Genomic DNA, 15,953 nt, shown 5'->3' with positions numbered 1-15,953 from the left:
AAGGCGCAACGACGGACGCGTAGCCTTAGCTACGCAACCAGCGTTGGAACGCAGAAGGATGGAAAAAGCCGCCGTCCAGAATATGTGAAACCAACTGGTTAGGTACTTAACAACTCGGTTTGCACTGGAGGGCGTTATCTGATGAGAAAATTATTGCTTGCCTGCTTAAAAAAACCGGTAGCAACTGGCTGATAATCAGGCTTAGAGGATGTTACACAGAACGCTATGGTCCTCAGCGTTTTCGGGCTGATTTTTCTGTTGTGAACTTGCACTCCCAGTACTCAGACACATTCTTAAAGTCTTCTCGGAGAGGTATTGAACAACATCAGGGTTCCTGTAGATTGCTGATCGGATAAAATCCCTATCGCGCCTGAGTTCATCAACAGCATAATTGAAAACACGACAATGATGTTCAATCAGGTTCAGCAGATACTCGCGATCACTCAGTATTCTTTTACTGGCACATTTTAAGTTCACAATATTATCATCGATAACCATTTTTATAATGTTTTTGTCGCTTCGGATTCTTTCACTTGCAAAACTCAGCGCTGGTGGATAACTGGCGATAGCGGTCTTTACAATATTTTCATCATCCCGCATTTCCAGGCTGGCATATTTCAGCCAAATGCCGTCCTCTTTGATTGCAGTCATGACAACCTCTTTATCATTCTTCATTTTTTCACCAGCAAATTTAAGATTTTCTTGACGCTCTGCAATGATTGGTAATACCAGGTCTTTATCATTCCGAACCCGTTGACTGCCATATTGCAGTCCGTGCTTCAGCAAGGCTTTTTTGAATGTTTCTTTATCACCAGAAAGCCACAGATCCGGAGGGACTTCAAAACTTAGCCGGTAACTGTAGGATGATGGTTTTATAACATAGTATTTATCTCTCAAATCGGGATAAATATCTTCAACCAATGGAGCCGTTCTTTTGGCATCGAGGAATAACAAATGATGTAAAAATTCCCTGCGGGTTTTTTCAGTGATCTCATTGCTCATCAATATTTGCCGATAGTCGTCCTCCGATTTATTACGACACTCATCAAACCGTTGGGCATAATTAATAAATTGCTGGTAGTGATCGGGTAATAACAGCAAATAATCAGGACTGTAGGAGAAATGCTTCTCATAATACATTGCGAAAAGGCAATGTTGAAAGGCGAACCTGTCAGCTTCTGCCGCAACATCGCCAGTCAGGCGTTGTGCCAGTGAGCTAAAGTTCCACTGATCTCCTTCAAAAACCTCAATGTACTGCATTTTACAATCCACATCACACATATCACGTAATACAACAATCAGTTTTTCAAAGGCATCCTGCATGTTTTCAGTTGCTTTTATTCGAGTGCATTCGACGATAATGCCTCCCGCTACCGCATTGCAAAACAGCTTCATGCTATCAGCATTTTCATCCAGTTCGAGGGCTTTCAGTAACTGCACCAGAAACCACATACGCTTTAACTTGGCGGTTGTATCAACACCATCATCTTTATAAAACGGATCAGAGAATTTCAGCCGTAAGGTTCGTTCTTTGCCTCCCTCTGCGTATTCAAGCAGCTCAATAAGGCATACATGACTTCCAAGCTCCAGGTTAACAATCAAGACATCATCCATGATGACGACAGTCCCTGAACAAGCAAACTTTTCAATTAATGCTTTCGAGGACGGCCTCAATAGCAGTGCCTTTTCTCCCGGGTTGCACTGAGTTGTGTAATCAAGGTAGGTAATATTCGCTTCTTTTGATAGCTTGCCCTGACCGGAAAGCTGAGTGATCGGTGCCAGTGCATCTACAAAGCGCCAGTGCAAGGAAAAAATCAGCTCATGAACACTCCGGACCTGCTCAGCCTCTTTAGGATTCAGTGCTTGCAGAGAGGATTGCAGTTGCTGACAGGCAGTCAGCCATTGATGAAATGTTATCTGCCTGTTTTTACCATCATCCAGAAGCAGGATAATAGCCTCTAAACTGGATCGGATGGTCTGTTTCAGCGCCTCGAACCGGTTGCACAATGTCGGTATTTCATCCCGCAATAACCGAACCTCGTAAGCACCTGTTTTTCCCGCCAGCAACAAGAACGCACGGTAGCCATCCAGAAATGCTTCAGCCCCCTGAACCAACCGATTTACCCTGACTCTGATCTCTGCCAACAACTCTGAACGTTGTGTTGACATGCTCAGTTTTATGGGATTTGCCAGATAATCCAGTCCGCCACCAGAGGCAAAAAATGCCAACAAACGGGCATTTTGATCCGTGAGCCACTGAAAACCGCTAGCGACATTAAGGAATGTGCCTTCAGGGGGGGACAAATCATCCCGTGACGGGACGGCTCTGAGCAGCGACACATCAGAAAATGCAGAGGACAGGCTTCTGCGACTGGCAAGTTCGCCGCTAAGGTCACCGACAACAACAAAGGCACCAGGCTCACCTTTGAAGCGGGCAAAGGCCAGCGTCGCCTGTTGGCCAACCTGAGCGGCCACGACCGCGAACTGTCCACCGGCCAGCATCAAGGTTTTTCCTGCCTGTTTCATAAGGATCGCGACATGATCATTGAAGCCTCCTTCGGCAAAGACAAAACCCCCTGCCCGCTTCAGGAACTCTGGCTCAAGCATCCAGTCTGCAGCATGGTGGGCCACGATAATGGCCCCCTCTGGCATGGAGTCTGCCGATTGTTCTTCAGCCAGCCAGAGTGTTCCTGTGCAATGGCCTTCGCTGACACCCTCACCAATGGTCAGGGTCTCTTTGGGTATTGGCATCGCAAAATCCATGCCGCCAGAAAGCCGGGTAACAGGGCGCACCTGCAACAGGAACAGGTTACCCAGATGATCGATGGCAAACTCCACATCCACCGGACAGAGCAACAGCTTTTCCAGCTCTGTCACCGCCTGACTGAGTTTTGCAACCAAATGATCACTGAGTTTATGCTCACTGTCGTCTGATTGGGCGTCCGCATCATAAATTTCTGTTTCCAGATAGCCATCATTGTTTTTGTGCAGGACAAAGTGACTGGAGACCTTCCCGGGAAAGTATTGATAACTGTCATTGCCTTCCCTACCCTTGCGAGAAATATCGATACGGTGGGGCGTGTTACCGGACTGTCCTGCCACTATGCCTCTGGGCTGACCCCGTGTGTACTCAATCCTGATGGTATCATCCTGAAAAGATTGAAAGCTCATGACGACTCCACCATATCGACAGTCAATACACTGTTGGATGATCAGCGCCATGGGTTGCGGTATGCCTTCGGGACAGACTTCAGGCCGGTAACCTGAGGCCATGACCATGAGACAGGTTCTGAAAACATCGCCTCCTGCCTGAATGACAGAAAGGTATTTACCCGCCTGGGCATCGCCGTAGTTATCTTCGTTGATGCCGGAACTGCGGACAATTACGGGCTGTGATCCAGAGAGTCGGTCCACCTGACGGTGCAGCTCCCGGATTTTTTGGGCCGCTTCAGAATCTTTCACCTGTTCGTAAAAGTCATCACTGGCAATAAATGCTGCCATAGCTGACAGCCAGTCATCCCTTTTGGTTTGCTCTGAAGGTGGCAAGGTATTGAGGTATTCCCGGATGTTCCTTAGGCTGGTCTTTGCCAGCGATTTATCAACAAACCTGGGGAAATAGTGGTCTAAAGCATGGGTATCGAGAGGGTGTTGTGCCAGCGCATTCATGATTTGGGCAGTCACACATTGGAAGGGCGGAACAGACAGGCCCGCTTCTTTCATGCGCTGCAAAAACATCCCCTTGCCGCCGAGTTGTTCCCGATTGGGAGGAGAATAGCCAGCAGTCTGATCTGCAACAGATGGACGACAATCACGCTTGGCCAGTGGAGTTTCGCTGGTCAGAGCGCCCGAGGGACCAAGATCACTGAAATGCCGCTGGGATAGGCTGCGAGCCTCGCTGGATGGACCGCCAGCGTCGGCATTTCGATTTGGATCAGTTTTCAGGATTTGACCCTCTGAACGGCCAAAATTAGCATGAAACATCAAGATATCCCTCTATTATTAACATTCATCCATGGTTCAATGGCTGTGGCATTAATCAATTACTTTGTTTGGACAATACTATTTTTATAAAGTTCAGCCTGAAGCACGCAATAGGATAAATAACAACTCGGTTTGCACTGGAGGGCGTTATCTGATGAGAAAATTGTTGCTTGCCTGCTTAAAAAAACCGGTAGCAACTGGCTGATAATCAGGCTTAGAGGATGTTACACAGAACGTTATGGTCCTCAGCGTTTTCGGGCTGATTTTTCTGTTGTGAACTTGCACTCCCAGTACTCAGACACATTCTTAAAGTCTCCGCAGAGAGGTATTGAACAACATCAGGGTTTCTGTGGATTGCTGATCGGATAAAATCCTTATCGCGTTTAAGTTCATTAGCAGCAGAGTCGAAAGCACGATAATTATGTTCAATCAAGTTCAGCAAATACTCGCGATCACTCCGTACTCTTTTACTGGCACATTGTAAGCAACAGATATCATCAACAATTGCCATTTGTATAATGTTTTTGTCGCTTCGGATTCTTTCACTTGCAAAACTCAGTGCTGGTGGATAACTGGCGATAGCGACCTTTACAATGTTTTCATCATCCCGCATTTCCGGGCTGGCATATCGCAGCCAAATGCCATGCTCTTTGACTGCAGTCATGACAACCTCTTTATCATTCTTCATTTTTTCACCAGCAAACTCAAGGTCTCCTTGACGTTCTGCAATGATTGGTAATACCAGGTCTTTATCATTCCGAACCCGCTGACTGCCATATTGCAGCCCGTGCTTCAGCAAGGCTTTTTTGAATGTTTCTTTATCATCAGAAAGCCACAGATCCGGAGGGACTTCAAAACTTAGCCGGTAACTGTAGGATGATGGTTTTATAACATAGTATTTATCTCTCAAATCGGGATAAACATCCTCAACCAATGGAGCCGTTCTTTTGGCATCGAGGAATAACAAATGATGTAAAAATTCCCTGCGGGTTTCTTCAGTGATCTCACTGCTCATTAATATTTGCCGATAGTCGTCCTCCCATTTATTACGACACTCTGCAAACCGTTGGGCATAATTAATAAATTGCTGGTAGTGATCGGGTAATAACAGGAAACAATCGGGAGTGTAGAGGATATGCTTCTCATAATACATTGCGAAAAGGCAATGTTGAAAGGCGAACCTGTCAGCTTCTGCCGCAACATCGCCAGTCAGGCGTTGTGCCAGTGAGCTAAAGCTCCACTGATCTCCTTCAAAAACCTTAATGTACTGCATTTTACAATCCACATTACACATAGCACGTAACACAATGATCAGTTTTTCAAAGGCATCCTGCATCTTTTCAGTTGATTTTATTCGAGTGCATTCGACGATAATGCCTCCCGCTACCGCATTGCAATACAGCTTTATGCTATCAGCATTTTCATCCAGTTCGAGGGCTTTCAATAACTGCACCAGAAACCACATACGCTTTAACTTGGCGGTTGTATCAACACCATCATCTTTATAAAACTGGTCAGAGAATTTCAGCCGTAAGGTTCGTTCTTTGCCTCCCTCTGCGCATTCAAGCAGCTCAATAAGGCACACATGACTTCCGAGCTTCAGGTTAACAATCAAGACATCATCCATAACGACCACAGTCCCATAACAACTACACTTTTCGATTAATGGTTTCGAGGACGGCCTCAATAGCGGTACCTTTTCTCCCGGGTTGCGCTGAGTTGTGTAATCAAGGTAGGTAATTTTGTTTTCTTTTGATAGCTTGCCCTGACCGGAAAGCTGAGTGATCGGTGCCAGTGCATCTACAAAGCGCCAGTGCAAGGCAAAAATCAGCTCATGAACACTCCTGACCTGCTCAGCCTCTTTAGGATTCAGTGCTTGCAGAGAGGATTGCAGTTGCTGACAGGCAGTCAGCCATTGATGAAATGTTATCTGCCTGTTTTTACCATCATCCAGAAGCAGGATGATAGCCTCTAAACTGGATCGGATGGTCTGTTTCAGCGCCTCGAACCGGTTGCTCAATGTCGGTATTTCATCCCGCAATGACCGAACCTCGTAAGCACCTGTTTTTCCCGCCAGCAACAAGAACGCATGGTAGCCATCCAGAAAAGCTTCAGCCCCCTGAACCAGCCAATTTACCCTGACTCTGATCTCTGCCAGCAACTCTGAACGTTGTGGTGACATGCTCAGTTTTATGGGATTTGCCAGATAATCCAGTCCGCCACCAGAGGCAAAAAATGCCAACAAACGGGCATTTTGATCCGTGAGCCACTGAAAACCGCTGGCGACATTAAGGAATGTGCCTTCAGGTGGGGACAAATCATCCCGTGACGGGACGGCTCTGAGCAGCGACACATCAGAAAATGCAGAGGACAGGCTTCTGCGACTGGCAAGTTTTCCACTAAGGTCACCGACAACAACAAAGGCGCCAGGCTCACCTTTGAAGCAGGCAAAGGCCAGCGTCACCTGTTGGCCAACCTGAGCGGCCACGACCGCGAACTGTCCACCGGCGAGCATCAAGGTTTTTCCTGCCTGTTTCATAAGGATCGCGACATGATCATTGAAGCCTCCTTCGGCAAAGACAAAACCCCCTGCCCGCTTCAGGAACTCTGGCTCAAGCATCCAGTCTGCAGCATGGTGGGCTAAGACAATGGCTCCCTCTGGCATAGAGTCTGCCGCTTGTTCTTCAGCCAGCCAGAGTGTTCCGGTGCAATGCCCTTCGCTGACACCCTCGCCAATGGCCAGGGTCTTTTTGGGTATAGGCATCGCAAAATCCATGCCGCCAGAAAGCCGGGTAACAGGGCGCACCTGCAACAGGAACAGGTTACCCAGATGATCGATGGCAAACTCCACATCCACCGGACAGAGCAACAGCTTTTCCAGCTCTGTCACCGCCTGACTGAGTTTTGCAACCAAATGATCACTGAGTTTATGAACACTGTCGTCTGATTGGGCGTCCGCATCATAAATTTCTGTTTCCAGATAGCCATCATTGTTTTTGTGCAGGACAAAGTGACTTGAGACCTTGCCGGGAAAGTATTGATAACTGTCACTGCCTTCCCTACCCTTGCGAGAAATATCGATACGGTGGGGCGTGTTACCGAACTGTCCTGCCACTATGCCTCTGGGCTGACCCCGTGTGTACTCAATCCTGATGGTATCATCCTGAAAAGATTGAAAGCTCATGACGACTCCACCATATCGACAGTCAATACACTGTTGGATGATCAGCGCCATGGGTTGCGGTATGCCTTCGGGACAGACTTCAGGCCGGTAACCTGAGGCCATGACCATGAGACAGGTTCTGAAAACATCGCCTCCTGCCTGAATGACAGAAAGGTATTTGCCTGCCTGGGCATCGCCGTAGTTATCTTCGTTGATGCCGGAACTGCGGACAATCACGGGCTGTGATCCAGAGAGTCGGTCCACCTGACGGTGCAGCTCCCGGATTTTTTGGGCCGCTTCAGAATCTTTCACCTGTTCGTAAAAGTCATCACTGGCAATAAATGCTGCCATAGCTGACAGCCAGTCATCCCTTTTGGTTTGCTCTGAAGGCGGCAAGGTATTGAGGTATTCCCGGATGTTCCTTAGGCTGGTCTTTGCCAGCGATTTATCAACAAACCTGGGGAAATAGTGGTCTAAAGCATGGGTATCGAGAGGGTGTTGTGCCAGCGCATTCATGATTTGAGCAGTCACACATTGGAAGGGCGGAACAGACAGGCCCGCTTCTTTCATGCGCTGCAAAAACATCCCCTTGCCGCCGAGTTGTTCCCGATTGGGAGGAGAATAGCCAGCAGTCTGATCTGCAACAGATGGACGACAATCACGCTTGGCCAGAGGAGTTTCGCTGGTCAGAGCGCCACAGGGACCGGGATCACTGAAACGCTTTTTGGGTAGGCTGCGAGCCTCCCTGGATGGACCGCCAGCGTCGGCATTCCGATTTGGATCAGTTTTCAGGACTTGACCCTCTGAACGGCCAAAATTAGCATGAAACATCAAGATATCCCTCTATTATTAACATTCATCCATGGTTCAATGGCTGTGGCATTAATCAATTACTTTGTTTCGACAATAATTTTTTTAAAAAGTTCAGCAATCAGCCTGAAACAAACAACAGAAAAAACAACAACACGGTTGGCACTGGCAGAAGTTGTCTGGATAAGTCAGACATTAATCGCAGATTATCTGAAGTATTCTCGAAGCTCGGGGCTTTTGAGGGTTGCTTCATCCATAAAAACCGGATCAGCTTTAAGCTCTGAAGCAGCATATCGGAAAGCTTGATGATTCTTTGCAATTAACTCCAGCATATATTCACGATCATTCAATAACGTTTCGCTGGCATAACACAGAGCTCTGGGATTTTTTTTGACAGCGGCCATGACTATAGCTCTATCATTCCTCAGCTCCTCGCTCAAATATTTGAGCTCTAAGGGATATTCTGAAATGAAGGGTAATACAGAGTCTTTATCATTCCAAACCCGCTGGCTGGCATAATCCAATCCATGTTCCAGCATGACATTCCTGACCTTTTCCTTATAGTCCCCAAACGGTTGACCTGGTGACAAATAAAACTCCAGTCTGTAACTGTAAGACGGCTTGATAACAAAGTATTGATTTCCCAAGACATACACTTGCTCAATGAATCTGGTAGCGCTTTTGGGCTCAAACAATAAATAGTGATGCAAGAGCTCCCTGCGGGTGTTCTCACTCATCTTATGACTCATTAAGATTTCCTGCAGACTCTCTTCCGGTGTTTCATGAAAAAACAATGACGACTGATACTCACCTAACCGCCGGGCATGATGGGCAAACTGCTGGTGATGGTCGCTCAATAACTGGCAGCAAACGGCAGTATAGTGCCAACCATTCCAATTCCGATAAGACATTACAAAAAGGCCATGTTGAAAGGCAAACCTATCGGCTTCTGTCGCAACATCACAATTAAGACGTTGCGCAAGCAGGTTAAAGTCCCACCGACCTCCTTCAAAAATGGGTCTGGAACGCAAATCAAGATCCAGATCAAACATAGCACGTAACACAATGATGAGTTTTTCAAAGGCATACTGCATGGTTTGACGTAATTTCATTCGGGAGCATTCGACGATCATTTCACCCGCTACGGCGTTGCAACTCAGCTTCATGGGATCAGCATTTTCATCCAGTTTGATTGCTTTCAGTAATTGCGCCAGAAACCACATACGCCTGAACTTGCCGGATTTATCAGCGTAACCAGTTCTGTTAAATTGGTCAGAAAATGTCAGCCGCAGGGTTCGTCCTTTCCCTCCCTCTGCCTGTTCAAGCAACTCGATAAGGCCCACATGACTGCCAAGTTTCAGGTTAACAATCAAGGCTTCATCCATGGTGATAACAGTCCCTGAAAGCTTTGACTCTGCAATAAGTACTTTGTCGGACGGCCTCAGCAGCGGTGCCTCTGCACCCAGTGTCGTGTAATCGACATAGGTGATTTCCCCTTTTCTGGACAGAATGCCCTGACCCGAGTCCAGAGTGACCGGAGCCAGCGCTTTTACGAAGCGCTGATGCAGGGCAAAAATCAGCTCATGGACACTTCGCACCTGCTCAGCGCTTTCAGGGTTGAGCGCTTGAAGACAGGATTGTAGCTGATGACAGTCTGCCACCCACTGACGAAAGCTTACCGGGGATACCTTCTCTTCTTCAGCGGCTTGCATGAGAAGAGTGATACGCTCTAACCCGGATTGAATGGTCTGTTTCAGCATCACGAACCGGTCGATCAGTTCTGGTAATTCATGCCGCAATGACTCGACTCTGTGTGAACTTTTCTTAACAGCCAGTTGCAAGAATGCCCCGTACCCATCCAGCAGCGCTTCAGCCCCATAAACCAGCCGATTTATGCTGTCCAGGGTCTCTGCCAGCAGCTTTGATCGTTGTGGTGACATGCTCAGTTTTACCGGGTTTGCCAGGCAATCCAGTCCGCCGCCGGAGGCAAAAAATGCCAACAGGCGGGCATTTTGATCCGTGAGCCACTGAAAACCGCTGGCGACCTGACGGAATGCGTCTTCAGAGAGGGACACATCATCCCATGACGGGACGGCTTTTTCTTGCGGCACATCAGAAACAGCAGAGGATAGACTTCCATGACTCACCAGCTTCCCGGTCATGTCACCGGTAACAATAAAGGCACCGGGCTTACCGTTAAAGCGGGCACAGGCCAGCGTCGCCTGATGGCCAACCTGAGCGGCCACAGACTCAAACTGATCACCGGCCAGCATCAGGGTTTTTCGTTGCTGTTTCATCAGGATCGCGACATGATCATTGAATCCTCCTGTGGCAGTAACAAAGCCTCCTGCCCGCTTCAGGAACCCGTGCTCAAGCATCCAGTTTTCAGCGTGTTGAGCCACGACAATAGCGCCCTCTGGCATGGAGTCTGCCGCTGATTCTTCAGCCAGCCAGAGTGGTCCCGTGCAATAGCCTTCGCTGACCCCCTCGCCAATGGCCAGGGTCTCTTCGGGTATGGGCATGGCGAAATCCAGGCCGCCGGAGAGTCGGGTGACAGGACGCACCTGCAACAGGAAAAGGCGACCCTGATGATTTATGGCAAACTCCACATCCACGGGGCAGAGCAACAGCTTTTCCAGCTTTGTCACCATCACCCTGAGGTCTGCAACCATGTCATCAGTGAGTTGTTGTTCAACGTCGTTTGATTGGGCATCGGCATCATCCATTCTTATTTCCGAATAGCCGTTATTGTCTTTACGCAGGATGTAATGACTTGAGATGGTCCCGGGAAAGTATTGATAGCTGTCGGCGCCTTCCTTGCGAAAAATATCAATACGATGGGGCCTGTTACCGGACTGCCCGGCCACTATCCCTCTGGGCTGCCCCCGTGTGAACTCAACCCTGACGGTATCATCATCAAAGGATTGAAAACTCATGGCGACTCCGCCGTGCAGGCAGTCAATACACTCCTGGATAATCAGCGCCATGGGTTGCGGTATGCCTTCGGAACAGACTTCAGGCCGGTAAGCTGAGGCCATAACCTTTAGACAGGTTCGCAAAATATCCTCATCTCCCTGAACTTCCGAAAGGTATTTGCCCGCCTGGGCGTCGCCGTAGTTATCTTCATTGATGCCGGAACTGCGGACAATAAGCGGCCCTGATGTTGATAGTCCGTGATCCCTGATGTGTTGGGCCGCTTCAGAATCTTTAACCTGCTCATAAAAGTCATCACTGGCAATAAAGTTCGCCAGACCCGCCAGCCAGCTGTCTCTTCTGGCTTGCTCTGAAGGCAGCATCGCATTGAGGCATTCCCTGATGTTTGCCAGACTGATCTCCGACTCCGGTTCATTGCCGATCCCGGGGAAATAGGGTTCCAGACGCTGGCTATCCAGAGGGTATTGTTCCAGCGCATTGGTGACCTGAGTTGTCACACACTGAAACGTCGGCACAGACAAACCGGCTGCTTTCATGCGCTGCAAAAACATTCCCTTGCCGCCCAATAGTGCCCGGTTGGCAACAGAACAATGAGCAGCCTGATCTGCGACAAGTGAGTGGCATTTGCGCCTGGCTAGTGACCTTGTATCGGGAATGACAACGGGTTCAATATCACCAAAATACCTATTGGCTGAACTATAAGCCTTAGTATTCTGATCGGGGGTTGCCAGACTTTGAGAATCTGATCTGCCAGTGGTTGCAGGCGGTAAAGGTAACATAAAGATATCCCTCTCATGTAAATCCATGATTCAACAGCGAGTCATTACCTTCACGTTCGACAATAAGGTTTTTATAAAGTTCCCCCGTCAACGCAGTAGAAAAACAGGGTTGGCACTGGTCAGCGTTGTCTGAATCGATCAGACCTTGTTCGCAGATTAAGTACTCAACCATACGAAATCATATTTTCTGACTTATTGTTCAAGCACTCGCGGCAACTGCTCCTGCGTTGCTCTAGTGCAGCTAAGCTCTGATATCCATACACCCCTCGTTCCCACGCAACAAAGGGTGTCGCAAAACCCTGGTTCACCTCCCGTCATTTCCGGCCTCACTCCCGTCATTCCCGCGAAGGCGGGAATCCACACAGACTCATCACCAGAACCATACTGCCCGGTGCCCCCCTGGCCTTTTCATCCGCGTGAAGGCAGAGACCCGCTGTTGGCGCTGGATTCCCGCCTTCGCGGGAATGACGACCACAGAGTATCGGAACGAGTGGGCTGTATGGATATCAAGGCTTGGCTGCACTAGCTCCTGCATCCATGCAGTCGTGATGCGTTGCAACTCTGGTCACATAGCTTGCTATGTTCCCGTCGTTGCGCCTTGCAGAGCACCTGCCCAATTAGCCAGAAATATTCGATTCCGTATGGCTGAGTACTTATCTGAGGTATTTTCGAAGTTCGGGGTTTCTTTGTTTTGCTGCATTGATGAAAGCTTTATTATCTTTAAGCTCGGAAGTAGCATAATCGAAAGCTTCATGATTCTTTGCAATTAACTCCAACATATACTCAGGATCATTCAATATCGTTTCACTGGCAAAAAATAAGGGATTTATACTGTCAGCAATGGCCATTTGAATAATTTTTTTATCACTTCGGAGTCTTTTGCTGGCATAACAAAGAAGTCTGGGATCTTTTTTGACAGCGGCTATGACGACATCTCTATCATTCCTCAGCTCTTCACTCAAATATTGCAACTCCATGGGATATTCTGAAATGATGGGTAATACACAGTCTTTATCATTCCAAACCCGTTGGCTGGCATAATCCAATCCATGTTCCAGCAGGGCATTCCTGACCTTTTCCTTATGGTCACCGAACGGTTGATCTGGTGGCGCATAAAACTCCAGTCTGTAACTGTAAGACGGCTTGATAACAAAGTATTGATTTCCCAAGTCATACACTTGCTCAATGAATCTGGTAGCGTTTTTGGGCTTGACCAATAAATAGTGATGCAAGAGCTCCCTGCGAGTGTTCTCACTCATCTTATGACTCATTAAGATTTCCTGCAGACTCTCTTCTGGTTCTTTATATACTAACAATGACGATTGATACTTACCTAACCGCCGGACATGATGGGCAAACTGCTGGTGATGGTCGCTCAATAACTGGCAGCAAGCGGCAGTATTTTGCCAACCAGTCCAATTCCGATAAGACATTGCGAAAAGGCCATGTTGAAAGGCAAACCTGTCCGCTTCTGTCGCAACATCACGATCAAGGTGATGTGCAAGCAGGTTAAAGTCCCACTGGCCTCCTTCAAAAATGGGTCTGCCCTTCAACCAAATGTCCAGATTATACATAGCGCGTAACACAATGATCAGTTTTTCAAAGGCATCCTGCATGGTTTGACGTAATTTCATTCGGGAGCATTCTACGATCATTTCACCCGCTACGGCGTTGCAACACAGCTTCATGGGATCAGCATTTTCATCCAGTTTGATCTCTTTCAGTAATTGCGCCAGAAACCACATACGCCTGAACTTGCCGGATTTATCAGCGTAATCAGTTCTGTCAAATTGGTCAGAAAATGTCAGCCGCAGGGTTCGTCCTTTCCCCCCCTCTGCCTGTTCAAGCAACTCGATAAGGCCCACATGACTACCAAGTTTCAGGTTAACAATCAAGGCTTCATCCATGGTGATAACAGTCCCTGAAAGCTCTGACTCTGCAATAAGTACTTTGACGGACGGTCTCAGCAGCGGTGCCTCTTCACCCGGTGTCGTGTAATCGACATAGGTGATTTCCCCTTTTCTGGACAGAATGCCCTGACCCGAGTCCAGAGTGACCGGAGCCAGCGCTTTTACGAAGCGCTGATGCAGGGCAAAAATCAGCTCATGGACACTTCGCACCTGCTCAGCGCTTTCAGGGTTGAGCGCTTGAAGACAGGATTGTAGCTGATGACAGTCTGCCACCCACTGACGAAAGCTTACCGGGGATACCTTCTCTTCTTGAGCGGCTTGCATGAGAAGAGTGATACGCTCTAACCCGGATTCAATGGTCTGTTTCAACATCTCGAACCGGTTGCTCAGCAGCGGTAATTCTTGCCGCAATGACTCGACTCTGTCTGAACTTTGCTTAACAGCCAGTTGCAGGAATGCCCCGTACCCATCCAGCAGCGCTTGAGCCCCATGAACCAGTCGATTTACGCTGTCCAAGGTCTCTGCCAATAGCTTTGATCGTTGTGGTGACATGCTCAGTTTTACCGGGTTTGCCAGACAATCCAGCCCGCCGCCGGTGGCAAAAAATGCCAACAGGCGGGCATTTTGATCCGTGAGCCATTGAAATCCGCTGGCGACCTGACGGAGTGCGCCTTCTGAGAGGGACAATTCATCCCATGCAGGGATGGCTTTTGCCGAAGGTTCATCAGAAACAGCAGAGGATAGAATGCCGTGACTCAACAGTTTCCCGGTCATGTCACCGGCAACAATAAAGGCACCGGGCTTACCGTTAAAGCGGGCACAGGCCAGCGTCGCCTGTTGGCCAACCTGAGCGGCCACGGACTCAAACTGGTCACCGGCCAGCATCAGGGTTTTTCGTTGCTGTTTCATCAGGATCGCGACATGATCATTGAATCCGCCTGTGGCAGTAACAAAGCCTCCTGCCCGCTTCAGGAACCCGGGCTCAAGCATCCAGTCTTTAGCGTGTCGGGCCACGACTATGGCTCCCTCTGGCATAGAGTCTGCCGCTGATTCTTCAGCCAGCCAGAGTGGCCCGGTGCAATAGCCTTCGCTGACACCCTCGCCAATGGCCAGGGTCTCTTCGGGTATGGACATGGCGAAATCCAGGCCGCCGGAGAGTCGGGTGACAGGACGCACCTGCAACAGGAACAGACGACCCTGATAGTTTATGGCAAACTCCACATCCACCGGACAGAGCAACAACTTTTCCAGCTTTGTCAGCATCACCCTGAGGTCTGCAACCATGTCATCAGTGAGTTGTTGTTCAACGTCGTTTGATTGGGCATCGGCATCATCCATTCTTATTTCCGAATAGCCGTTATTGTCTTTACGCAGGATGTAATGACTTGAGATGGTCCCGGGAAAGTATTGATAGCTGTCGGCGCCTTCCTTGCGAAAAATATCAATACGATGGGGCCTGTTACCGGACTGCCCGGCCACTATCCCTCTGGGCTGCCCCCGTGTGAACTCAACCCTGACGGTATCATCATCAAAGGATTGAAAACTCATGGCGACTCCGCCGTGCAGGCAGTCAATACACTCCTGGATAATCAGCGCCATGGGTTGCGGTATGCCTTCGGAACAGACTTCAGGCCGGTAAGCTGAGGCCATAACCTTTAGACAGGTTCGCAAAATATCCTCATCTCCCTGAACTTCCGAAAGGTATTTGCCCGCCTGGGCGTCGCCGTAGTTATCTTCATTGATGCCGGAACTGCGGACAATAAGCGGCCCTGATGTTGATAGTCCGTGATCCCTGATGTGTTGGGCCGCTTCAGAATCTCTAACCTGCTCATAAAAGTCATCACTGGCAATAAAGTTCGCCAGACCTGCCAGCCAGCTGTCTCTTCTGGCTTGCTCTGAAGGCAGCATCGCATTGAGGCATTCCCTGATGTTTGCCAGACTGATATTTGCCTCCGGTTCATCGCCGATCCCGGGGAAATAGGGTTCCAGACGCTGGCTATCCAGAGGGTATTGTTCCAGCGCATTGGTGACCTGAGTTGTCACACACTGAAACGCCGGCACAGACAAACCGGCTGCTTTCATGCGCTGCAAAAACATTCCCTTGCCCCCAACTAGTGCCCGGTTGGCAGGAGAACAATGATCAGCCTGATCTTGAACAGGAGAACAGCATTTGCGCTTGGCTAGTGACCTTGTGTCGGGAACGCCAGTGGCTTCAGGATCACCAAGATACCTTTTGGCTGGACGATCAGCCTCAGTCTCATGATTGGGGTCAATTGCCAGACTTTGAAAATCTGATCTGCCAATGGTTGCAGGTGGTGAAGGTAACATAAAGGTATCCCTCTCACGTTAATATTCATCCATGATTCAACAGTGAGT

General features: G+C 48.8%; 6 protein-coding genes. 1 reads left to right on the top strand and 5 read right to left on the bottom strand.

All coding sequences use genetic code 11. The annotated features are described in order from the left end of the window. Positions 1-201 precede the first annotated feature (201 nt). The 4 genes from ACOJUN_RS19025 to ACOJUN_RS19010 all read right to left on the bottom strand — a co-directional run bounded on the left by ACOJUN_RS19025 (position 202) and on the right by ACOJUN_RS19010 (position 11,839). A complete protein-coding gene (locus tag ACOJUN_RS19025) occupies positions 202-3,981 on the bottom strand; it encodes a DUF4116 domain-containing protein (protein ID WP_422133467.1) in 3,780 nt (1,259 codons plus the stop codon). Between the two features lie 214 nt (positions 3,982-4,195). After that, positions 4,196-7,975, bottom strand: a complete 3,780-nt coding sequence (locus tag ACOJUN_RS19020) for a DUF4116 domain-containing protein (RefSeq protein ID WP_422133466.1) — start codon at positions 7,973-7,975, stop codon at positions 4,196-4,198. 185 nt (positions 7,976-8,160) lie between these two features. Then, positions 8,161-11,667: a PEP/pyruvate-binding domain-containing protein gene (locus ACOJUN_RS19015; RefSeq protein WP_422133465.1), complete on the bottom strand. Its 3,507-nt coding sequence runs from the start codon at positions 11,665-11,667 to the stop codon at positions 8,161-8,163. A gap of 13 nt (positions 11,668-11,680) precedes the next feature. Next, positions 11,681-11,839 (bottom strand): hypothetical protein, encoded by a 159-nt coding sequence (locus ACOJUN_RS19010; protein WP_422133464.1) that lies wholly within the window; start codon positions 11,837-11,839, stop codon positions 11,681-11,683. A 114-nt stretch (positions 11,840-11,953) separates the two neighbouring features. On the opposite strand from ACOJUN_RS19010, the gene ACOJUN_RS19005 reads away from it, so the two are divergent. Then, entirely contained in the window at positions 11,954-12,193 is a 240-nt protein-coding gene (locus ACOJUN_RS19005) for a hypothetical protein (protein WP_422132873.1), read from the top strand. A gap of 127 nt (positions 12,194-12,320) precedes the next feature. Here the strand turns inward: ACOJUN_RS19005 and ACOJUN_RS19000 are convergent, their stop codons facing one another. After that, positions 12,321-15,905, bottom strand: a complete 3,585-nt coding sequence (locus ACOJUN_RS19000) for a DUF4116 domain-containing protein (protein ID WP_422133463.1) — start codon at positions 15,903-15,905, stop codon at positions 12,321-12,323. Positions 15,906-15,953 lie beyond the last annotated feature (48 nt).

The sequence above is a fragment of the Endozoicomonas sp. ALD040 genome (assembly GCF_049275945.1).
Classification (GTDB): Bacteria; Pseudomonadota; Gammaproteobacteria; order Pseudomonadales; family Endozoicomonadaceae; genus Endozoicomonas_A.
The sequence above is the reverse complement of the archived record's forward strand: the minus strand, read 5'-3'. Positions and strand labels throughout refer to the sequence as shown.